Source organism: Fretibacterium sp. OH1220_COT-178 (assembly GCF_003860125.1).
Classification (GTDB): domain Bacteria; phylum Synergistota; class Synergistia; order Synergistales; family Aminobacteriaceae; genus CAJPSE01.
In genome coordinates this window covers 1-22,974 of record NZ_RQYL01000023.1, presented here as the reverse complement: position 1 = coordinate 22,974, position 22,974 = coordinate 1, and the positions used below count along the sequence as shown (strand labels likewise).

Below are 22,974 nucleotides of genomic sequence, written 5' to 3'. Positions count from 1 at the left end.
CGATGCCCTCCCCCGAGACGCCGCAGGGACAGGACGTCCGATTCGAGTCCGATCGGGATGCGGAAAGGGGCGGTCCTCTGGCCTTCTGTCTGCTTCGGGTGGCCTCGATGCACGGCCTGTCGGTCTCGGCCGACAGGCTGCTCGCGGGGCTCCCGCTGGAGAACGATGTGCTTGTGCCCTCGTGCCTGGACCGTGCCGCAGCTCGGGCCGGGATGGTCGCCCGCGCCGTCCGCGCCCCCCTGGGGAAGCTGAACGCGGCGCTGGCGCCCATGATTCTGATCCTCTCCGAGAACAGCGCCTGCGTGCTGCTCTCCCTCGACTCCAGGGCCGGAACGGCCCGGGTGCTCTTTCCCGAGCTGGGGGAGGGCGAGGCGGCGCTTTCGCTGGAGGAGCTGGAGGCGCGGTACTCCGGGTACGCCTTCTACGTCAAGCCGGTGTTCCGGTTCGACGAGCGCGCCCCCTCGTACAAGAGGGACCGGAGCGCCAATTGGTTCTGGAGCTCCATATCCGAGAACCGCGCCCTCTATCGGGACGTCATCACCGCCTCGGCGGTCGGAAACATCTTCGCCCTGGCGATGCCGCTTTTCACGATGAACGTCTACAACCGGATCATCCCAAATCGGGCGATGAACTCCCTGTGGGTCACCGCCATCGGGGTGCTCATCATGGTCGCCGCGGATTTTCTGCTGAACGCGACGCGGAGCCGGCTGGTCGACAACGCGGCGGCGAGGACGAACGCCAAGCTCTCGGCCCTGCTGATGGAGCAGATCCTGGCGCTGAGGGCGGCGGACCGCCCCCCGTCGGTGGGGTCCTTCGCCAACGTCATCCAGGGCTTCGAGTCGGTGCGCAACTTCATCTCCTCGGCGACCCTGTTCGCCTACGTCGACCTGCCCTTCTCGATCTTCTTCCTTGTGGTCATCGCGATCATCGCCTGGCCGCTCGCGATTCCTCTGGCGGTCGGCTCGCTTCTGATCCTGCTCCACGCGGCCCTGATCCAGGGGACCATGCGCGACCTCGCGGAGACGACGAACCGCGCCAGCGCCCTGAAGAACGCCACGCTCATCGAGAGCCTGGTGGGGATGGAGACCGTGAAGTCCCAGGGGGCCGAATCGCACGTGCAGATGCGCTGGGAGCGCGCGGTCTCGTTCCTGGAGCTGACCAACACCCGCCTCCGGCTGCTCTCCGGTTCCGTCATCAGCGGAATCCAGTGGGTGCAGCAGTCGGTATCCGTGATCACCATGGTGGTGGGAGTCTATCTTGTGGTGAGCAACAATCTGAGCATGGGCGCCCTCATCGCGGTCTCCATGCTCTCGTCCCGCTGCATCGCGCCCGTCGGCAAGGCCGCGGGCCTGATGATGCAGTATCACTCGGCCTCCCGCTCCCTGGCCGCCCTGGACGGCATCATGCGGAAGGAGACGGAGCGCCCGTCGGAGTCCGCCTTTCTCACCCGCCCCCATCTGGAGGGCGACGTGGAGCTTCGGGGGGTGACCTTCACCTATCCGGGGCAGGAGCGGGCCGCACTCTCCGGGGTCTCCTTCAGGATCGCCCGGGGGGAGCGGGTGGCGCTGGTCGGCCGGGTCGGATCGGGAAAGAGCACCGTCAGCAAGCTGATCCTGGGGCTCTACCAGCCTCAGGAGGGCACCGTGCTCCTGGACGGGGCGGACATCCGCTCCATCGATCCCGCGGAGATCCGGCGCAACGTGGCGTCCGTGCCCCAGGATGTGACGCTCTTCTTCGGAACCCTCAAGGAGAACCTGATGTTCGGCAACCCCCCGCGCGGCGACGACGAGATCCTCAGGGCCGCGGAGGCCGCCGGGGTCGACCGCTTCGCCAACCTGCACCCGCGCGGCTTCGACATGCAGGTCGGGGAGCGCGGGGAATGCCTTTCCTCCGGCCAGCGCCAGACGATCGCCGTCGCCAGGGCACTGCTGAAGCGTGCGCCCATCCTGCTTCTGGACGAGCCGACGGCCTCGATGGACAACGCGACCGAGGACCACGTGCGGGCCCACCTGGCCTCGTTCGTGGCCGATCGGACCCTGCTCCTCGTCACCCACCGCACGGCCCTGCTGGAGCTGGTGGACCGGATCATCGTCCTCGACGAGGGAAGGGTGGTCGCCGACGGACCCAAGGGAGAGGTCCTGAACGCACTTTACAGGTCCAGACCCAAGCTCGAAAGGGGGGCCTGACGTGTTCCAACCCGTGGACAAGAAGGGATTCGAGCGTATCGGAGATCTGGTTGAGGGCATGGAGCGCTGCGGCAGGAAGGCCACGGGGAACCTCGCCGCCCGTCTTTCCGCCCCCGGCTCCTCCGGGACCCCCGACAACTGGACGGTCGACAGCGCGTGGGCCTTCGAGGAACAGAACCCCGCGAAGGGCCGCGGGCTGATCTACGCCATAGCGGCGACCCTGATCGCCCTCCTGGTCTGGGCCGGGGTGGCCCCCATCGACGAGGTCGTGAGCGGCACCGGGAAGGCCGTGGCCCCTTCGGGGACCCAGCCCGTGCAGTCCGTGGACGGCGGGGTGGTCGAGGCCATTCTGGTGAAGGAGGCCGAGCGGGTGGAGAAGGGCACGGTTCTGCTGCGCCTGGACCCCGTGCGGGTCGGTTCGATGCTCGGCCAGCAGCAGGTCAAGCTGCTGACCCTTCGGGTCAGGGCCGCCCGGCTGGAGGCCCTGAGCTCGGGGACCCCGTTTGCGGTCTCCGAGGACCTGATCCAGGCGATCCCCGATATCGTGGCGAGCGAGCGCAAGCTCTACGAGACGAGCCGTCAGGAGATCGCCTCCCGGATGAGCGTCATCCGGGACCAGAACCGCCAGCGCCAGCAGGAGCTGGCGGACGCCAGCGCACGGTACTCCCACGCCAACCACTCCTACAGCCTGGCGGCGCAGGAACTGGACATAACGCGGCCCCTTCTCGCGAGCGGCGCCGTCCCCAAGCTGGAGGTCATGCGCCTCGAGAAGGCCGCGGCCCAGGCCCGGGCGGACCGGAGCCAGGCAAGCGCCCAGATCTCCCGCATCAAGGCCTCCATCCAGGAGGGGGAGGGGCAGCTCAAGGAGCTGGAATTTCGTTCTCAGGCGCAGTGGAGGAACCAGCTCAGCGAAACGCTGGGCGAGATGGAGGGGCTGGCCGAGGGCAACAGGGCCCTTTCGGACCGCATCGTCCACTCCGAGGTCCGGTCCCCCATAGCGGGCACGGTGAAGCGTCTGTCCGTCAACTCGACGGGGGCCGTCATCATGCCCGGCGGATTGGTCGCGGAGATCGTCCCGGACGAGCAGACCCTGTTCGTCGAGGCCCAGCTCTCCCCCAAGGACCGGGCGTTCATCCGGCCCGGCCAGGAGGCGGTGGTGAAGTTCACGGCCTACGAGTACGCCGTCTACGGGGGCATCGACGGAACGATCGACTCGATCACTCCGGACACCATCACGGACGAGAGGGGAAACACCTACTACCGGGGCCGCGTGCGGATCGGCAAGAGCGACTTCGGCAAGGACCTTCCCATCCTCCCGGGCATGGTCGCCCAGGTGGACATCAAGACGGGCAGGAGGACGATCCTGAGCTATCTGCTCCGGCCGCTTCTTCGCGCCAAATCCAGCGCCCTCAGGGAGAGGTAAGGGACGGTTTGTTCGATAAAGAACCGCCTCTCCGGGACCGATATCCTGGAGGGGCTTGTTTGATATAGATCGTGGATGCACCGCCGAGCCGAACAGGCCGGGGGACCCCCGCAACGAGCCGGGGGCGCAGGCCGCACAAGCCATAAGCGCAAGGGGAAACGATGGGGCTGCCGCCCCGTTTTCAAAAATTTCAGGAGGTCATTCTATGGCACAGACGATTTTGGCAGTGAAAGTACTGAGGGTGGAGGGCGAGGCGTTCGTCCGCCGGCCGAACGGCTCGCTGGTCCCCATCAGGGAGGGGGACGTCCTTCACAAGGGCGACGTCCTGGTCACCCGGGGCGGAAGCGTCTATTTCGAGGGGCCCGAGGGCGACGTCTTCGGGATCCCGCCGTACCGGTCGTTCTCCATCCAGCCGGAGAACCTGGCTCCCCAGCCCGAGGAGGACATAGATGCGGGGGCCCCGCGCGCATCGGCGAGCACCGCGCTGCCGACGCCCGAGGAGGACGTGGAGTCCTCCCCGTCCCACAACATGGGCGGTTTCGGGTCGTTCCGCGCGCCCCGCGTGGACTACCTGCAGGACATGCGTTTCTTCGACCAGGGGAACCTGGGCCGCGACGTCAACGAAATCTTCCGGTTCTCGGACCGGCACACCGAGAACCCGCGCATCGCGTACGAGTTCGACCTGGACCGCGTCAAGTTCCCGCTCTACGGGGTGGAGATCGACTACCCCCAGGCCGGGCGTCCGGACAGCTACCTGCCGAACCATCCCCGCGACCAGTTCACCGACGTCCCCCCGGTGAAGCCGCTGCCGCCTGCGCCCGGGCCGCAGCCCGGCCCTCAACCGGGACCTCAGCCTGGGCCCCAACCCGGCCCTCAGCCGGGACCGCAGCCCGCCCCCGGTCCCCAGCCGGGACCCGAACCGCAGCCCGGTCCTCAGCCCGGGCCACAGCCCGACCCCGGTACCCCCGGAGGCCCCGGCGGGCCGACCCCGCCCCCGCCTCCGCCCGGCCTCAACACGCCCCCCACGGCGCAGCCCGACGTCAACACGGTCGTGCGCGGCGGGCCCGACGCGCCGGGACATGACGACGGCAGCAACGCAACGACGATCGTGGCGGGCAACGTGATCCCCAACGACAACGACCCGGACGGCGATACGCTGACGGTGGTCGGCGTCGTCCCCGGCACCCAGCCCTCGGCCAGCGGCGGCGTGGGCGGCGGTGTGGGAGGCGCCTACGGCAGCATCAAGATCAACCCCGATGGAACCTACACCTACACGCTGGACAACACCAACCCGGCCGTGCAGGCCCTGACCGGAACGGACCGTCTGACGGACACCTTCACCTACACGGTCTCGGACGGGAAGGGCGGCACCGCCACCACCACCGTCACCATCACCATCGGCGCCACGGCGAACACCCCGCCCACGGCGGACCCCGACACCAACACGGTGCCGGAGGACGGGCCCGCGGCCACGGGCAACGTCATCCCGAACGACAGCGACCCGGACGGCGACACCCTGACGGTGGTGGGCGTCGTCCCGGGCAACCAGCCCTCGGCCACCGGCAACGTGGGGTCGAACGTGCCGGGCGAGTACGGCACCATCGTCATCAATCCCGACGGCAGCTACACCTACACACCGGACCCGAACAACCCGGACGTGCAGGGCCTGGGCGGCGGCGAAACCCTCACCGACACCTTCACCTACACCATCTCGGACGGACACGGCGGCACCGACACCACCACCGTCACCATCACCATCAACGGCGCCAACGACGCGCCCGTGGCGCGGCCCGACGTCAACCTGGCGGTGCGGGGCGCGGACGACGCGTCGGGCCACGACGACGGCAACCCGAACACGTCCGTCGTGGCCGGCAACGTGATCCCCAACGACACCGACCCGGAGGGCGACCCGCTGACGGTCGTCGGCGTCGCCGCAGGCACCCCGGGGACGCCGCCCACGGGCGACGTCGGCGTCGGCACAGGGGTGCCGGGCACCTACGGCACCATCGTCGTCAACCCCGACGGCACTTACACCTACGCGCTGGACAACACCAACCCGGCCGTGCAGGGGCTGACCGGCACGAACACCCTGACCGACACCTTCACCTACACCATCTCGGACGGGAAGGGCGGCACCGCCACCACCACCGTCACCATCACCATCGGCGCCACGGCGAACACCCCGCCCACGGCGGTCCCCGACACCAACACGGCGACGGAGGACGGGCCCGCGGTGACGGGCAACGTCATCGTGCCCCAGAGCCCGGGGGATCGGGCCGACAGCGACCCGGAGAACGACCCGCTGACGGTCGTCGGCGTGGCCAAGGGCGACACGGGCACGGCCACCGGCAACGTGGGGACGAACGTGCCGGGCGACTACGGTACCATTAAGATCAACCCGGACGGCAGCTACACCTACACGCCGGACAACAGCAACCCGGACGTGCAGAAGCTGGGTGAGGGCGACACCCTCACCGACACCTTCACCTACACGATCTCGGACGGGAAGGGCGGCACCGCCACCACCACCGTCACCATCACCATCAACGGCACCAACGATGCGCCCGAGGCTCAGCCCGACGTCAACACGGTGACGAAGAACGCCGCGGACCAGCCCGGCTACGAGGACGGTAGCGCCGCGACCACGGTCGTGGCCGGCAACGTGATCCCCAACGACAGCGACCCGGAGGGCAATCCCCTCAGCGTTGTCGGCGTCGTCGCGGGGAACCAGCCCTCGGCCAGCGGCAACGTCGGCGGCGGGGTGTCCGGCGACTACGGCACCATCGTCATCAACCCCGACGGAACCTATACCTACAAGCTGGACAACACCAATCCGGACGTGCAGAGCCTGGCCGGCGGCAACACCCTCACCGACACCTTCACCTACACGATCTCGGACGGCAAGGGCGGCACCGCCACCACCACCGTCACCATCACCATCAACGGCGCCGACACCGAGTTCGGCGTCACCCCCGACGCCAACACCGTCACCGAGGACAGCAAACCGGTCGCCGCCGACAACGTGCTGCGGAACGACAGCACGCCGGTCGGGGACGACCTCACCGTCGTCGGCCTGGCCAAGGGCGACACCGGCACCGACCTTGATGCCCCCGCCACGATCGGAAGCAACATCGCCGGGGACCACGGCACCATAAAGATCGACCGATACGGCAACTACACCTACACGCTGGACAACGGCAAGCCCGAGGTCCAGGCCCTGGCCGTCGGGGAGACCCTGACGGAAAAATTTACCTACACGGTCGTCGACCCAAGCGGAGCAATGAAGCACACTACGCTGACCATCACCATCAACGGGACGAACGACGTGCCGGACATCACGGTCGACGCCGGGGACAGCGACCGGGCAAACCTGACGGAGACCAACGCCCCTTTGACCGCGGACGGCACCCTTTCGCTGGAGGACGTGGACACCCACGACGTCGTGGCGGTGGCCAAGACGGGCGTATCGGTCAACACGGGCGAGAGCACCTACACGGGCCCGCTGCCCGCCGGGCTCACCGAGGCGGAGCTCCTGAAGATGTTCACCGTCGCCGGCGGCCTGGACGGCACCCAAAGCAGCGTGCCTAACGTGATCCGGTGGAGCTTCAACTCGGGCGACGCGGACCTTCCGGCGGAGGTCGAGGCCTTCAAGTTCCTGCCCAAAGATCAGACGCTGGTGCTCGACTACACCGTGAAGGCCACGGACCCCCACAACGCCTCGGACACGCAGGTGGTCAAGATCGTCATCACGGGCATCAACGACACCGGTACTCTGGGCGGCAACATCGTCAGAAATACCAACGAGGACACGAACATAACGAGCGGAAACGTCCTCACCGACGGCGCCGGATTCGTTCAGGACCCGGACCAAGGCGAGTCGCTGGCGGTCCGGGACTTCACGATCGACGGCATGGCGGGGACGCATGCCGTGGGGACCCCCGTCAACGTCACCAACGCGGCGAACGAGGTCATCGGCACGCTGACCATCCAGTCCGACGGTGCCTACACCTTCGAGCCGAAGACCAATTACAGCGGCCCCGTACCGCAGGTCACGTTCACGGCAAACATCCACGGCGTCGGTACCGACACGCGCACGCTGGACATCACCGTCAACCCCGTGTCCGACGCACCGGGGCTCACGGCCTCGTCGAAGGACGTGCTGGAGGACAATACCGTGGCGCTGGGGCTGAAGGCTCCGACCATCACGGACAGGACGGACCTGACGGGCGGCGCGGACAACCACGACAACCCCGAGCGCCTGGGCGTCATCACGCTCTCCGCCATCCCCGCGGGCGCGAAGATCTTCAACGGCGCGGACGAACTGGTCCCGGCAGGCGGCGTCCTCAAGATCGTCCTCACCGACGACCCGAACGATCACGTCGCCGGCGCCGGCGCGACGCCCGGGGTCGTGGCCATGACCAAGGCCCAGTACGAGGCCCTGACGATCACCCCACCCGCGCACCGGCACGAGGACATCGACATCAAGGTCTCGGTGACCGAGTACGAGGTGGACGACGCCGGAAACGTGCTTCCAGGCGTGCCCGGCGCGACCAGTACGACGACCGCCCACGTCGAGGTCAAGGCCGTGACGGACGACGTGTCCCTGACGGTCACCAACCCGGACCTGGGCCAGCAGAACGAGGACGGACTGATCAACGTTACTGATCGCCTGACCGCCCAGTTCGACGATCTGGACGGCAGCGAGGACCGCTGGCTGGTCCTCGAGGCTCCGGCGGGCGGCGGCGTCCGGGTCCGCATCGGCGGTGTGGACTACGTTGCGGCAGCCGGGGAGCAGGTCAAGATCCCCGTCCCGTCGCTCAGCACCGGCACGGCGCTTCCGGCCATCGAGCTCGGCGCGGCCGGAAACGTCAGCGGCAACCTGGACGGGATCAAGCTGAAGCTCGTGGCGCAGGACCGGGACGGCGACTCGACCCTGAACCCCGGGGGGACCACGCAGGATCCCCATCACGGCTTGGCGGGCGTCACGGAGGCGGAGGACCGGGCCGAGTCCAAGGTGGCCGAGGTCACGCTGAACCTGAAGGTGGCGCCCATTGCGGGCGACGTTGCCCCCAACGCATCGGCCCAAATGGTCGAGGACGCGGGGCGCACCGCAGAGACGAGCGGCGCGAAGTTCCTGGCGAACATCGCCCTGACGGACAACGACGGCAGCGAGACGATCACCGGCATCACGATCGACGCGATCCCCGCGGGCTGGGTGCTCAAGGACCACAACGGCCAGACCGTCAATGCGGGGCATACGGTCGATATGGCCCAATACAAAAACTACACCGCAGTGGCCCCGAACCACTCCAGCAAGGACGAGGTCGTCCGGGTCACCGTCACGACCACGGACACGGCCCCCGGATTCGGCCCGGCCACCGGCACCCAGGCCGTGGACGTCACGATCAAGGTCACGCCCAGAGCGGAGGCCCTGAAGAAGGTCGGAGACAGCTGGGTGACGCAGGACCTCGACGGGGACGGCACCTCCGATCTGACGATGGGCGGCGGCAAGATCTACACGACCCGGGCCCTGGAGGACACGCCCTTCACCATCAACCAGGACGGATTCGTCTTCAGCCAGGGCTGGGCCAACCAGGACGCCGACGAACAGACCTTCGCCCGGCTGACCCCGCAGATCTGGGACGCCAAGGCGGGCAAGTTCGTCGATGCGGTCGGGGCCAAGTTCACGTGGGACGGCGGGTCGGGGACCTACCGCGGCTCGGGCGTGAACATCCCGATGGACAAGCTCGACTCGGTCAAGTTCGAGGCGCCGAAGAACGCGGCCGGTGCCTTCCAGATCAAGGTTCAGGCCTATACGAAGGACTTCGACGCGGATGCCCCCGGGGACAACAGCCAGGCCAATACTCAGCTGTCCGGCGAGGCGTGGCTGAAGAACCTGATCGTCGCTCCCAAGGCGGACGACGTAACCTTCGCGTCCGCCCAGGTGAAGGGCTTCGAGGACTCGAACATCGACCTGAAGGGGAAGATCAACCCCATCAGCCCGGACCCGGACGAGACCTTCAACATCACGATCCGGAACGTCCCGGCGGGCGCCGTGCTGACCTACAAGGGGGCCGTCCTGACGGCCCAGCCCGACGGCTCGTACAAGATCGACGGCTTCGACAAGAACGCGGATTTCTCGGTCAAGCCGCCGCTCAACGACAACACGAATTTCACCCTGCAGGTCAGCGCGGTGAGCGTGGACACGGTCACGGTCCCGAAGCTGGACGGTTCGGGCAACCCCATCCCCGGCCAGACCGAGACAATTACCAGCACAAACCCTGTCGCCACGACGCTCGACCTTCTTGTCGAGGTCAAGGGCGTGGCCGACCCCGCGACGCTCGTCACCGCGCCTCTGGCGACGACGGAGGGGACCGCCGAGGCCAACGACGGCAAGATCGCCCTCAAGAACGCCTTCCAGACGATCGCCCCGAAGGATGCGGACGGGTCGGAGACCGTGTCCCTGGTCATCTCCGGCCTCGCGGAGCAGTTCGACATGGCCGGCGCCAAATTCCTGGGCGGCTCGGGAGAGGGGCGCAGGTGGCTGGTCACCAAGGAAGCCCTCGACGACGAGAGCGCGTCCGTGGTAGTGAAGAAAAACTACAGCGGGACGATCAACCTGAAGGCGACGGCCGTCACCGTGGAGAACGACGGCAACGCCAACCCCAACGCCGCCGAGAAAAACGTCCAAATCGAGGTGGCCGCGACCCCGGAGGCGAAGATGAACCTCGAGGCCTCCGGGAAGGAGGACGCTCCGGCGAAGCTCGACTTCACCATCCAGCCCCAGAACGACGACGCGGACGAGACGCTCGAGGCCGTCTGGATCAAGGCTGCGGACGTCGACAGCCAGAACATCACCCTGACGCTGGGCGCGGCCGGGGCCGCTCTCGCGGCGGACGCCGACGGCTGGTACAAGATCCAGAAGGCCGACCTGGAGAACGTCTTCGCCAAGGGCCCGGCGAATAAGGACGGCGACTTCAGCTTCGGCGTCAAATATACGGTGGGCGACGCCCCGGCGGACGGGACCCTGGGCATGGAGACCCAGCAGTTCGACGGCAGCTACACCCTGAAGCTGGCCCCCGTGACGGACGCGACCGATTCGGACGTGACCGCCATCAGTCAGGGAGTCGGGACGATGACGCTCAATGGCACGGCGGGGCTCAAGATCACCGACGTCGCCGACGCGGGCCCCAACAAGGGGCAGGCGACCTTTTCGGTCGACATCAAGGTGGACCAGCAGCCGGACCCGAATGCCGGGAACACGGCGGACACGGACGGCAGCGAGCAGCTGGCCTACTTCGTCGTGGACAACGTGCCCTACGGCGTCAGCATCAAGGGCGGCACCCTGGTGGGGAAGGGCACGCCGGAGGCGGGGGACCTCAGCGGGGACTTCCCGGTCAACCGCTGGGTGGTCGAGGTCCCGGAGGGGACGGGCGCCTTTACGGGCGGAACCTTCTCCAAGACCTTGGAGTTCACGCTCGACAACAACAGCGGCAGCTTCGACAACGCGTTCCGAAGCTACACGATGCGGGCCACGGCCTTCAGCAAGGACGGAAAGGCCATCGAGCTCGCGGAGTCCGACGCGGAATGGAAGCTGGAGACGGCCATCCTCAACCAGGGGGACGTGAACTACGAGCCCCCGACCCTGACGGCCCAAAAACTGAGCCCCACGGCGACGGAGGACCTGGAGATCGCCCTGAAGGAGCTGCTGAAGGTCGAAATCACCAACATCGGCAACGACCCCGCCGCGAGCTACGTCATCTCCCTCAAGGGCTTGGACCCCCGGATCGAGGTGGAGGGGATGACCAAGACCACGATCGACGGCGAAACGGTCTGGACGGCATCCGCTCCGGGGGACACTACCGTGCCCGCCACGCAAAACGGAATGGATCACCTGCTGGACAGCATCAAGCTGAAGCTGCCCGAACACTGGAACGACAACAAGGCCGGCGACGGCCTCGACATCCAGTTCGACGCGTCCGTCAGGGGCTACACCGTGGCCAGCAATCCGAATAGGCCGGATACCTACGCTTCGGCCGACGTGACGGACATCAGGCCGGCGGGGGTCACCCCCGTGACGGACGAAGCGACGATGACGCTCGACGCCCCGGTCGTGGACGAGGGGGCCGCGGGAGGCGTGCCCATCACCATCGATCTGACCAACGAGGCCGACGGCGCCAGCGCGACGATCGTCGGCGGCAAGATGTACGTCCAGATCCAGGAGCCCGCCCACGGAACCGGGGGTACGCTGGAGTACCAGGGGACGGCGATCGCCCAGACGAACGTGAACGGCGTCCCGGGCGTGGACAACGGCCGGTACTACGTCGTGGAGGGCGTCAACGTCGGCGGCGACCAGGGCAGCGGCACCGTGTCGCTCACCTACAGGCCGGCGGCGCACGCCTCGGGCGACTTCAAGGTCACGGCCCACGTCGTCTCGCAGGAGACCGGCGCGGCGAATACCGTGGCAAGTACGGTCGAGCAGACCGTGCACGTCAACGCCGTCAACAGCGGCTACGACCTTACGGTGGGCAACGCTGCCGGTCAGGAGGACACGAGGATACAGATCCAGGTCGGCGGCACGGGCCTGGTGGATGCCGACGGGTCGGAGCAGGTCGTCTCGGCGACGCTGACCAACGTCCCGGACGACTACAAGGTCTTCGTCGGGGCCGATGCGGGGTCCGCTCAGGAGGCCAAGAACGTGGGCGGCGGCACCTGGGCCCTCACGCTGACCCCGGACGGCAAGCTGCCCGGCTACATCGCCGTCCAGGCGCCCCAGAACATCAGCGAGACCGCAGCGGCCGTCAAGCTGACGGTCTACTCCGGCGAGAAGGGGCAGACCACCGTCAAGGCCAACGAGGCCGTGTTCGACGTGAAGGTCGAAGCGGTGGCCGACGGCCTGACGATCAACCCCACCCAGACCTTCGGCAAGGCGGGCGAGAGCATCCCCATCCACCTGAACGCGACGGTGAGGGACACGGACGGCTCCGAGACCGTGACCGTGGCCCTGAAGGGCCTGGGAGCGGGGGTCACCTTCAACAACGGCTCCGCATCCTACGATGTGCACACCGACACCTACACGGTCTCGGGCATCGCCTACAATAAGGTTCCCGAGCTGGCCTTCACCAGGAACGCCCCCATGAGCGGAACGGTGAACGTCACGGCCAAGACCGTGGAGACCTCCAACGGCGACACGTCCGCCGCTGTCAGCAGCAGCTTCCAGGTGGACATCAAGCCGGGGACTGCGCCGTCGGGAATCACGGGGCGTTCGGCCTTCTTCTCCGCGCTCCCGGAGGGTGCGGAGGGGATGGAGCCGATCCTCGACGCGGACGGGAACCCGATCGACCCAACCCTGGACCCGGCGGCAGCGGCCCTTGGCGCCTCGCTGCTCGGGGAGGCCAACAACCTTCCGGAGGGGACCGATGCGGAGGCCGAGGCGGCGATCGACGAGGCCGCGGCGCTGCTTCCGGTGGGCGCCGACGCGACGAACACCGACATCCCGGACCTTCCGGACACGGCGGACTCCGGGACGAGCGAGCCGGCGGAGGGAACGGCCCTTCCGGACCTCGCGGACGGAGCGGCGGATACGTCAGCCGCGGTCGGGGAGCCTGCTGGAACGGCGGACCTTCCCGCCCCGGATCCCATCGACCCGGTCGACACGGGGACGGAGGCCGGTGTACCGGCGGACAACCTTCCGGACCTGGACGACGCACCGCTGGCGGACGCGGCCGACGCCGTGTCCGAGCCCGGGCCGGACTTGGACGATGTGCCGTCGGTGGACGCGGCCGAGGTGGCCCCTGCGGAAACGGCCGGCGAGGATGCGCCGGATCTGGGCAACGCCCCCGCAGAGGACGCGCTGGACCTGAATGGCGTCGCGGACATGGGGTCCGACGCGGCGGACGAAGGGGCTCCGGAGCTGGGCGGCCTGACGGCGGACGACGTTTTGGACCTGGGCGGCGGCGATCTGCCCCTGCCGGGCGAGGACGCGCCGGAGGCGATTCCCGAGGTGGAGAGCGCGCCGGAGTTCTACGCGCCCCCCGTCCCGGACGCCGCGGTGACGATCGCGCAGGAGATGGACGACGCCATCCAGCCGTAACGGCGGATCGGTTTCAAACAAAAATTGGGGGCGGACCTCGGGTCCGCCCCTTCCGTTTTTCTCCCCCCTTTCCCCTCCCCTTTGTCTCCTGCGCCCCCATGCGGTAAGATACCCTCGGCAACGAGGAGGGAGGACCAACCGCATGAGCAGGACGACGGACTTCTGGGACCGGCTTCTGCTGCCCCCGGGCACGCCCGGCGGGCAGAGGGCGGCCGTGACGGCCGAGGGCGGCCGGGTGACGGTCGGGGCCGGGGCCGGTACGGGCAAGACCTGGGTCCTCTCCAGCCGCTACGCCCGTCTGCTTCTTACCGACCCGGACCGCCTGCCGCGCGACATCCTGACCCTGACCTACACCGAGGCCGCGGCCGCCGAGATGCGCGAGCGTATCGAGCGGCGCGTCCGTGAGCTCCTCTCGGCGCCCGGCGCCCCCGTCTCGACGGAGCGCGTCCAGGCCCTGCTCGACGGGTTCGGGGAGGGCTGGATCTCGACCATCCACGCTTTTGCGGCCCGCCTGATCCGGGAGTCCGGCCTCTCGCTGAACGTCGACCCCCGCGCCTCTCTCGTCAGCAGCCCCCAGGAGGAGGAGTTCTGGAACGAGCTCGAGGACGCCCTGGAGGCCGCAGAGCTCCGTGCCCTGGCCCAGATCTACGGGGACGATCGGCTTCGACGGGCCGCCGAGGCCCTGGACGCCGACCCGACGCTCGGCGCGGCACTGGGCCGCTGGGGCGCCGACGGGCTCCGCACCCTGGCCCGGGAGGCGACGGAACTGCACGCTTCCCTGGGTCATACCTGGACGCTCATGCTGGACTGGGCCGACGATGCGCCACGCCCCGACGCCCCGCAGGTGCGCGCTGCCCAGGCGGCCGTGACGGCGCTTCTGCGGCCGCACTGGACCGCGGCCTGGGAGGTCTGGAGCCTGGTGTTCCGGGCCCTTGGGGACGAGATCGCCGCGAGGGGGCAAAAGGCCCGCGAGGAGGGAAAGAGCGAGGGGGCCGCCGCCCTGCTCGCCGCCTGTGCGGACCGCTGGACACGGCGGATGGCGGCCCCGGAAGGGCCCGACGACGAGGCGCTGCGCCTCTTCTACGTCGACGTCGCGCACAACGTCAAGGGCGCCTCCGGCCCCCTGTTCGGGGCCGTCAAGGAGATCCTGGGCATGACGGTCGGGGACTGGCAGAAGGAGCAGGACCGCGACGGCGACCGGACCGGGCTCTCCGCCTTCGCACCGGACGAGCCGCTGGCGGAGCCGGAGCGGCGCCTGCGCGCCGCGCTCCTCCGGTTCTGCGGCACGGCCTGGGGGCTCTGGGACGGGATGAAGCGGCGCCGGGGGCTCTTGTCGTTCTCCGACATGATCCTCCACGCCCGCGAAGCGGTGGAGGACGCACGCGTCTCCCGGGAGTTCCGGCACATCCTGGTGGACGAGTTCCAGGACACGGACCCCCTGCAGTTCTCCATGCTGGAGACCCTGCGCGAGCACGAAGGGGCCGGGCTCTTCGCCGTCGGGGATCCCAAGCAGTCCATCTACCGCTTCCGCCACGCGGACCCGGCGCTTTTCGCCCGCACCATCGCGGAGGCCGACGTGCGGGTCGAGCTGAACGTCAGCTTCCGGACCCGGGCCGCCCTGCTGAAACGCGTCAACGCCCTGTTCGCCCATATCTGGGCCTCCGGGCTCGGCGCTGCGGAGGGGATGGAGGGGCTGGCCTTCGACCCCCTCTCCCCGGTCGAGGCTCCACCGGAGCGCGACGCGGGGACCCTGTCCCCCTTCTCGGTCCTGCTCTCCGTTCGCCGGGGGCGCGGCGAGCGCCCGGCCCGCGAACGCCTGGCGCGAGCGCTCGCCGCCCACATCGCCGGCGCCGTCCGATCCGGGCAGACGGTGTGGGACAAGGCGCAGGGGGCGCTGAGGCCCGTACGGTGGAGGGACTTCGCCGTGCTGCTGCGGAACCGAAACAACCACGACCTCCTGGAGCACATCTTTGCGGAGGAGGGCGTCCCGGTGCTCCCGGACCGGAGCACGGACTATTTCGCCCGCGGCGAGGTGGGCGACGTCATCGCCCTGATGCGCACCGCCGCGGACCCGGGCGACGAGACGGCCCTGGCGGGCTGGCTGCTCTCCCCGCTCTCCGGCGTGCCGGAGGCGGAGGCGCTTCGGTGTCTCGAGGCTCGTGCCGATCCCCCTCGGGGCGGAAGCCCGACAGCGCTGGCCGACTTGCTGCGCGAGCGGCTCCCCGAGGCGGCCTCCCGGCTCTCGCGGCTGGAGCTGTTGGGACGCCACAAGGGCCCGGCAGCGCTTCTGGAGGACCTGGTGCGCGACCGCCGCTGGCTTTCGGGCTACGACCCACGCTACCGGCTGCGCGCGCTCCGGAACGTCCGGCGCGCCCTCTCCCTGGCCCGCGCCTATCAGAGGGGGCTCGCCCTCAGCCTGACCGGTTGCGCCCGATGGATGGAGCGCTCCCTTCGAGGCGGGACCCGGCTGGAGGAGCCGCGCTGGATGGACCGGGATGCGGACGCCGTCCTGATCGCCACCGTCCATGCCTCCAAGGGACTGGAGTACCCCGTCGTCGCCATATTCGACACCGCCAGGCGCGAGCGCCCCGCCTCCCTGGTCCCCTCCCGCAAGCTGGGCCTGGCCTTCTCCGGGCTCCCCGAGTTCCTGCCCGGCCCCGGGGAACCCCACGACGACGCCGGGGAGGAGCCCCGTACGATGCGGTGGGAGCGGCTGCTCTCCTCGCAGGGGGACCGGGAGGAGGACATGCGGCTCTTCTACGTCGCGGCCACCCGGGCCCAGGACGCCCTGTGGCTCTGCGGGGTCGTCGGTGAGGACGCTCAGGGAAACCGTACCCTGCCCCGGGGCCGCTGGACGTCCCTGGCCCTCGCCTGGCTGGCCGACGAGGAGGGCTGCGGCTGGCCGGACCTGGTCGACCCCGAGGTCCGGTACGTGGGCGAGGATGGGGCGCACGCGGCGGCGCCGAGCGCTCCCGGGCTGCGGGACGCCCCCCCCGCCGCGGCGCCGGTCCCCACGGCGATCCCGGCACCGGACCGCAGCGGGACGACGCTGGCGTCCTTCTCGGCGACGTCGTTCGCCCTGTTCGAGTGGTGCCCGCTGGCCTGGCGAAGGCGCTATAGGCAGGGCCTGGACCTCCGCTGGGAGGTGCCCGACGAGGGCGTGCCGGACCCGTCGGGCGCACCGCCCCCCGCGGGGAGCGGAGGCGCGGAGCTGGGGACCCTGGCCCACTGGATTCTGGCACGCTGGCCCTCGGAACGGGTGCGGCCCGGCGAGCGGGACACGCTGTCCTACTGGCTGTCGGACCCGCGCGTTCCGGCGCGGCTGCCCGCCGGCCTTCGGGACGTGTGGCGCGATCCGGCCGCCAGGGAGACCCTGGCCGACTGGCTGGGCCGGTTCGAGGGCTCCGAGGCGGGAATGGAGATCCGGCGTGCGCTCCGGATGGACAGGGCACGGCGCGAGGCGCCCTTTCGGGTCCGGGTCGGCGGCCTGCCGCTGGTCGGGGCCATGGACGTGGCGTGGCGCTCCCCGGACGGACCCGGACGCTGGCGCGTGCTGGACTACAAGATCACCCTGCCGGAGGATGCGCCCTCGGAGCTCTACCGGGCGCAGCTGGCCTTCTACGCGCTGGTGGTTCGGGAGCTGGCCGATCGCCGCGGCGAGCCCTTCGAGGAGGTCGACGTGGGGCTGGTGTTCCTGCGGGAGGGCGGTCGCATGGGGCACCGGCAGGCCTTCCCCCGAAACTTTGGATGGGACGGTCTGAGGGCGAGGGTGCTGGCGGCGGCCCAGAGCGCCGCACTGGGGGACTGGCCGCCCCGGACCGAGCACTGCCGGGAGTGCCCTTGGGCGAAGGGCTGCCCTGCGGCCCACGGTAACCGTACATAAGCGAACGCCCATCCTCCAGAGGCTGGAAGGACGGGCGTTTGGGATGGACGGAGCGTTTCCATTCGGGGCGCAGCCCCTCTCCTCACTGACCCCGGGCGGGATGGATCCGCTCCAGCTTCCGCAGCAGAAACCAAGTGACGACCGCCGAGAGGATCACCTTGGGCGCCAGGAACGACCCGTTGTAGACCGCGGAATAGACCCAGGGGTTGGTCCCCTCCGGGGCATAGCTGGCGAAGAAGATGGCGCCGGAGAGCAAATGGCACGCAAACTGCGCCAGGGCCGCCACGAGCAGCCCGGAGAGCTTCTGGCGGGGAAACAGCGCAGCCAGCCCCATGGCTCCGTAGGCCGCGGGGTAGTCCAGGACCGCCTGGACGGGATGCGTCACGTAGCCGCCCAGCAGGAGGTTCAGCACCCCGGCGAGCACCCCGGCGCCGCAGCCCCAGAACAGGCCCCGCCGCCAGGCGAACAGGATCAACGGAACCAGTTCCAGGTTCACGGAACCGCCCTGGGGCAGACGAAACAGGCGGATGTAGGACAGCACCACGGAGAGGGCGATGCACAGGGCGCCCTCCACCAAAATCACGGTACGCGACGAACGGGACATACAAAAAACCTCCTCGAAAAATACTGCAGGCAGCACCCCTGCACGGAGGAGGGAGCGGTTAAACCACGAGCCGAGAGAAAGGGCTGAAGCGGCGAGACGGACATCTTCCTACGCCGGCATTATCCGGTTCAGGTTCCAGGGTCGAGGCCCGATTTCGGCCCCCTCTCAGCGACAGCTCCCCCGATGTGCACCCTATGGTGACAGCCGAGGGAGCGTTTGTCAAGGACGGACCACAGCCCCCTTGATAGGATGTGCCGGTCTACATATCCTCCTGTTCAGAAACTAGACTTCCTGCCGGAGGATTCCTGATAGGCCACGCCGTGGCCGATGATCGGGCATCTCTGAGCAAACGGCTGACGGCCGAGGTTCTGAAGGAGAGCGACTCCAATCTTATCGACAAGTTGCACCTGAGACAAGGCAATCATTTAAAGCGCGCAGCCGTTCTTCTTTTCCATCCGGACCCGGAGCGCTTCATCACGGGAGCTTTCGTCAAAATCGCCTATTTCCGGACCAACAGCGACCTTCTCTTCCACGACGAAATCCGAGGCTCCCTCTTTGCTCAGATCGACAGGACGATGGACCTGCTCTTGACCAAATATTTGAAAGCCATCGTGAGCTATGACGGGCTTCAGAGGCTGGAACGCTATCCCATCCCCGAGGACGCCCTGCGCGAAGCCTTGCTCAATGCCATTGCCCACAAGGACTATGCCAGTGGCATACCAATACAGATCAGCGTTTATGAGGACCGGCTCCTCTTTTGGAACAACGGCGAGCTCGCCCCGAACTGGACGGTCGAGACGTTGACCGGCAAGCATGCGTCCCAACCGCCCAATCCCGACATCGCCAATACCTTGTTTCGGGCGGGAATGATTGAGGCCTGGGGACGCGGCATAGAGCATATCTTCACATCCTGCAAGGCGGCAGGAGGTTCTCCGCCCACTTTGCGCTACGAGGGAAACGGCCTCTGGCTGGAGTTTCCCATCCACACCACCGCGGCTCCTCTGGGCCCAAAACCAGAACCGGGGTCGCTCGAAGAACAGGTTTTGGCCCTTCTGAACTCCGGTCCAAAGGCCAAAGCCGAACTTGCGGCAGCCCTGGGCCAGCAAAAGGTGTCCGGTCAGCTCAACAAGGTTGTCCGTAAACTTCTGGAAGCGCGCAGGATTGAACGAACCCTGCCCGACAAGCCTCAGAGCCGCTTGCAAAAGTATCGCAACGTCGCGCCCCCCTCAGCTTTACAGCCAGAGTCACAGCCAGAGTCACTCGAAGAACAGGTGGGGGCCCTTCTGGATCCCGGTTCAAAGGCCAAGTTGAAATGATGATCCCATAAGACAGCCCTCGGGCCAAACCCCGAGGGCTGCAGCACACAAGAAGGCCGTTTTCCTGTTGGGACCGGAGACCGATGGAGGTCCTCTCTGGGGCACCTAAACCCCTCCCACCTCACTCCATCAGCGGTACGATTTTCTGTGCCAGCACGTCGACCAGTCCGATGTCCGAGAACTTGGCCTTGGGGATGACGGGCAGGGCCAGGGACACGATGCGCATCAGGGGGTTCGGGACCTCCAGGCCCAGCGCGCTGCGCAGAATTTTTTTCATTCCCGATATCTCGCGGGCCAGCCCGTCGGCATCCAGACGGGAGATCAGGCCGTAGATCGGGAGCTCCAGCCTGCCGACCACCGCCCCGTCCACCGCGGCGATCTTGCCCCCGCCGCACTCTTTCAGGGCCCGGATCACGGCCAGCGCGTCGGAGGGCCGGTCGTAGACCACGACCAGGTTGTGACTGTCGTGCGAGACCGTGGCCCCGTAGGCGCCCCGCGCCGTTCCGAAATTGCGCACGACCCCGACGAACCGCGTCCCCCCGCCGTGGCGGTTCAGGACCGCGACGAACTTGAGGTCCCGGTCCCCGCCCAGGCTCAGGTACCCGTCCTCCACAGGCAGGTCCTCCATGGAGAAGGAGGTCGTCGAGCCGTTCAGGGAGTCGTACTTCACCACCCGCACTCGGGCCGACGTCCCCTCCGCCGGGATCCGAAGCGCCTCCTCGGAGGGGATCTCCAGCCGCACCGTGTTGCGCTCCTCCTGCGGAAAGCTGCGCCTCGGGACAGCGGCCAGCATCCGCCCGTCCCTGGCCACCAGACGCCCCATCGCGAAGACGGCCGAGGGGCGCGGGCGCGCCAGGTCGGACACGATCTGAAGGTCCGCGGCGAAACCCGGAGCGACGGCCCCGAGGTTCGTGATGCCGATCTCCCGCGCCGCGTTCAGCGTCGCACAGGTGATCGCCTGCTCCGGCGACAGTCCGCACTCCACGGCGCGCGCCACGACGCGGCTGACGTGCCCCGTCGTCAGGATGTCCTCCGGCTCCAGGTCGTCCGTGCAGAGCGACAGGGTCGACAGGTTGCGGAAGTCCTTCACCGCGGGGGCGATGGCCGCAGCGTTCAGCGACATGGAGCTCTCCCGCATGTCGACGTGCATCCCGAGCCTCAGCTTGTCGCGCGCCTCGCGCCCCGTGCGCGTCTCGTGATCGCTGCGCACGCCCGACGCGGCGTAGGCGTTCAGATCCCGGTCCGCGAGAAACGGAGCGTGCCCCTGCATGAACCCCCCGCGCCGCTCGCAGGCGTCCATGATCGCGCGCATCCGCGCGCTGTTGGCGAGGATGCCGGGGTAGTCCATCAGCTCGGCCAGCCCCAGGACCCGGGGATGGTCCAGCAGCCGCTCCACCTCGTCCCGGCCGAAGCTCGCGCCCGCGTTCCCCAGCTCGGGGACGGCCGGGACGCAGGACGGGACCAGCACGAACTGCCGCATCGGCAGGCCCTCGCTGGCCTCCAGCATGTACTCCACTGCCTCGACGCCCCCGACGTTCGCCACCTCGTGGGGGTCCGTGATGAGCGTCGTCGTCCCCTGCGGCAGCACGGCCTCGGCCATATGCGCCGGGGTCAGCATGCTGCTCTCGATGTGCAGATGGCTGTCGATGAAGCCGGGGATCAAAAGCCCTCCCCCGCCGTCGAAGCTCTCCGCCGCCTCGATGGGAAAGCGGCCGCCCGTCCCGTCGGGGTCCGCGGACACACAGGCCACGAACCCGTCGACGATCCCGACCTCCGCCTCGTAGGTCTCCCACGTCAGAACATTGAACAGCCTCACGTTGCGGATGGCGAGGTCGCAGGGCACGCGTCCCATCGCCGCGTCCACCAATCGCGCCCGGTCCCGGGGATGCAGCTGCATCGTCTCGTCCTCCCCGCTACAGGTTCAGGAAGTACCCGATGATCGGGACGCACAGGACGTAGGTGCCCCAGTGCAGCTCGCGCCCGCGCCCCGCCAGGACCTTGGCCGCGGTGTAGCACAGGATGCCCGAGCTGATCCCGTTGGCCAGCCCCAGGTAGGCCGCCATCAGGATGGTCATGAACGCGGGGAACGACTCCGTAAAGTCGTTGAAGTCGATGTTCTGCACCGCCGGCATCATCATCAGGCCGATGATCACCAGCACGGGAGCGGTGGCCTGCTCCGGAACGCAGGAGGCCAGGGGAACGAGCAGCAGCATGAGGAAGAAGCACACGGCCGTGACGACAGCGGTGAGCCCCGTCCTGCCGCCCTCCTCGACGCCCGAGGCGGACTCCACGAACGTCGTGACCGTCGTCAGGCCGAACAGCGAGCCGACGAGCGTGCCGATGGCGTCCACCAGAAACGGCTTGCCGATGTCCGGCATGTCGCCGTTCTCGTCCAGCAGCCCCGCCTTGCCCCCCACGCCCAGGACCGTGCCGAGCGTCGAGAAGAAGTCGCCCACGAAGAACGTGAACATGAACGGGATATAGGTCCACTTGAGCGCACCCAGGATGTCGAGCTTCAGGAAGATGGGCTCGATGGAGGCGGGGGTGGACAGGAGGGTCGACGGCACCTTGGTGATGCCCATGGGAATGCCGATGATGGAGGTCAGGACGATGCCCCACAGCAGCGCGCCCCGGACCCGGAAGATGATGAAGCCGGCCGTGACGAAGAGCCCGATGATCGAGAGCAGCGTCTTGGCGTCGTGCAGGTTTCCGAACCTCAGGCTCTTGTCGATGACCAGGATGCCCGCGCTCTTCAGGCCCAGCTGCGCGATGAAGATGCCGACCGCCGCGCCGATCGCCAGCTTGATCGACCGCGGCATGAGCCGGACGACGACCTCCCGGACCCCGAACACCGTCAGGAGGATGAACACCGCGCCGGAGATGAAGACCATTCCCATCCCCACCTGCCAGGGGACGATGCCGCCCTTCACCAGCGTGAAAGCGAAGAACGCGTTGCCGCCCATGCCCGGCGCCAGGGCGAAGGGCAGGTTGGCGTAGAGCCCCATGGCCAGCGTCACCAGCCCGCAGACGAAGGCTACCGCCACGACGCAGGCCGTCTTGTCCATCCCCGCCCCCACCGACATGAAGGTCGGGTGGACGATCAGGATGTAGGACATGGTCATGAAGGTGGTCACCCCCGCCACCAGCTCCGTCCTGAAGTTGCTGCCCCGCTCGGAAAGCTTGAAGTACCGATCGACAAAGCCCACTTCCTATCAACCCCTCTCGGCTGTCCGCCGCTCGTGATACGTTCAAATATACCATTTCATTGCAGTAAAATGGAGAGGAAGGAGCGAGACGTCGCCCGGCCGCCTTACATTTTCTCTCCCCAAACGCGTACCGACGCCATCCGCCTCCTAATTTCCCTTAGATATTGTCGTCACAAGATGTTAGCCCAAAGAGCAATGCAGCGAATTTGTACCGCGGCAACAAAGGATGCGGCATTTTTTGCATACCGTGTAGCAATACCCCG

At 68.1% G+C, this 22,974-nt stretch carries 8 protein-coding genes, 1 pseudogene and 1 riboswitch; of the genes and pseudogenes, 5 read left to right on the top strand and 4 right to left on the bottom strand.

Going from position 1 to position 22,974, the window contains the following annotated elements:
* Nucleotides 1-2: 2 nt before the first annotated feature.
* The 4 genes from EII26_RS09745 (at nt 3) to EII26_RS09730 (ending at nt 17,585) form a co-directional block, all read left to right on the top strand.
* Entirely contained in the window at nt 3-2,186 is a 2,184-nt protein-coding gene (locus tag EII26_RS09745; protein WP_124888968.1) for a type I secretion system permease/ATPase, read from the top strand.
* A 1-nt stretch (nt 2,187) separates the two neighbouring features.
* A complete protein-coding gene (locus EII26_RS09740) occupies nt 2,188-3,609 on the top strand; it encodes an HlyD family type I secretion periplasmic adaptor subunit (protein ID WP_124888967.1) in 1,422 nt (473 codons plus the stop codon).
* Nucleotides 3,610-3,814: 205 nt separating this feature from the next.
* A complete protein-coding gene (locus EII26_RS09735) occupies nt 3,815-13,702 on the top strand; it encodes a VCBS domain-containing protein (RefSeq protein ID WP_124888966.1) in 9,888 nt (3,295 codons plus the stop codon).
* Nucleotides 13,703-13,844: 142 nt separating this feature from the next.
* The gene (locus EII26_RS09730; protein ID WP_124888965.1) at nt 13,845-17,585 is read left to right on the top strand and encodes a UvrD-helicase domain-containing protein; all 3,741 of its coding nucleotides are present in this window, start codon (nt 13,845-13,847) and stop codon (nt 17,583-17,585) included.
* Nucleotides 17,586-17,667: 82 nt separating this feature from the next.
* On the opposite strand, the gene thiT is transcribed toward EII26_RS09730, so the two are convergent.
* On the bottom strand, nt 17,668-18,189 hold the full coding sequence (thiT, locus tag EII26_RS09725; protein ID WP_124888964.1) for an energy-coupled thiamine transporter ThiT: 522 nt from the start codon (nt 18,187-18,189) through the stop codon (nt 17,668-17,670).
* Between the two features lie 88 nt (nt 18,190-18,277).
* Nucleotides 18,278-18,381: riboswitch (TPP riboswitch) on the bottom strand.
* Between the two features lie 59 nt (nt 18,382-18,440).
* On the opposite strand from thiT, the gene EII26_RS09720 reads away from it, so the two are divergent.
* Nucleotides 18,441-19,505 carry an ATP-binding protein gene (locus EII26_RS09720; protein WP_124888963.1) on the top strand — a complete coding sequence of 355 codons (1,065 nt, stop codon included), beginning with the start codon at nt 18,441-18,443 and terminating at the stop codon, nt 19,503-19,505.
* A 121-nt stretch (nt 19,506-19,626) separates the two neighbouring features.
* Here the strand turns inward: EII26_RS09720 and EII26_RS09715 are convergent, their stop codons facing one another.
* From EII26_RS09715 to EII26_RS09705, 3 genes and pseudogenes are all read right to left on the bottom strand, one after another.
* Nucleotides 19,627-21,402: an adenine deaminase gene (locus EII26_RS09715; protein ID WP_124888962.1), complete on the bottom strand. Its 1,776-nt coding sequence runs from the start codon at nt 21,400-21,402 to the stop codon at nt 19,627-19,629.
* A 16-nt stretch (nt 21,403-21,418) separates the two neighbouring features.
* The gene (locus tag EII26_RS09710) at nt 21,419-22,711 is read right to left on the bottom strand and encodes an NCS2 family permease (protein WP_233572697.1); all 1,293 of its coding nucleotides are present in this window, start codon (nt 22,709-22,711) and stop codon (nt 21,419-21,421) included.
* A gap of 170 nt (nt 22,712-22,881) precedes the next feature.
* A pseudogene (locus tag EII26_RS09705) lies at nt 22,882-22,974 on the bottom strand (IS5/IS1182 family transposase); the annotation flags it as partial.

Coding starts and splice junctions, on each gene's coding strand:
- EII26_RS09745 (WP_124888968.1), top strand. CDS start 3: ATGCCCTCCCCCGAGACGCCGCAGGGACAGGACGTCCGATTCGAGTCC.
- EII26_RS09735 (WP_124888966.1), top strand. CDS start 3,815: ATGGCACAGACGATTTTGGCAGTGAAAGTACTGAGGGTGGAGGGCGAG.
- EII26_RS09730 (WP_124888965.1), top strand. CDS start 13,845: ATGAGCAGGACGACGGACTTCTGGGACCGGCTTCTGCTGCCCCCGGGC.
- thiT (WP_124888964.1), bottom strand. CDS start 18,189: ATGTCCCGTTCGTCGCGTACCGTGATTTTGGTGGAGGGCGCCCTGTGC.
- EII26_RS09715 (WP_124888962.1), bottom strand. CDS start 21,402: ATGCAGCTGCATCCCCGGGACCGGGCGCGATTGGTGGACGCGGCGATG.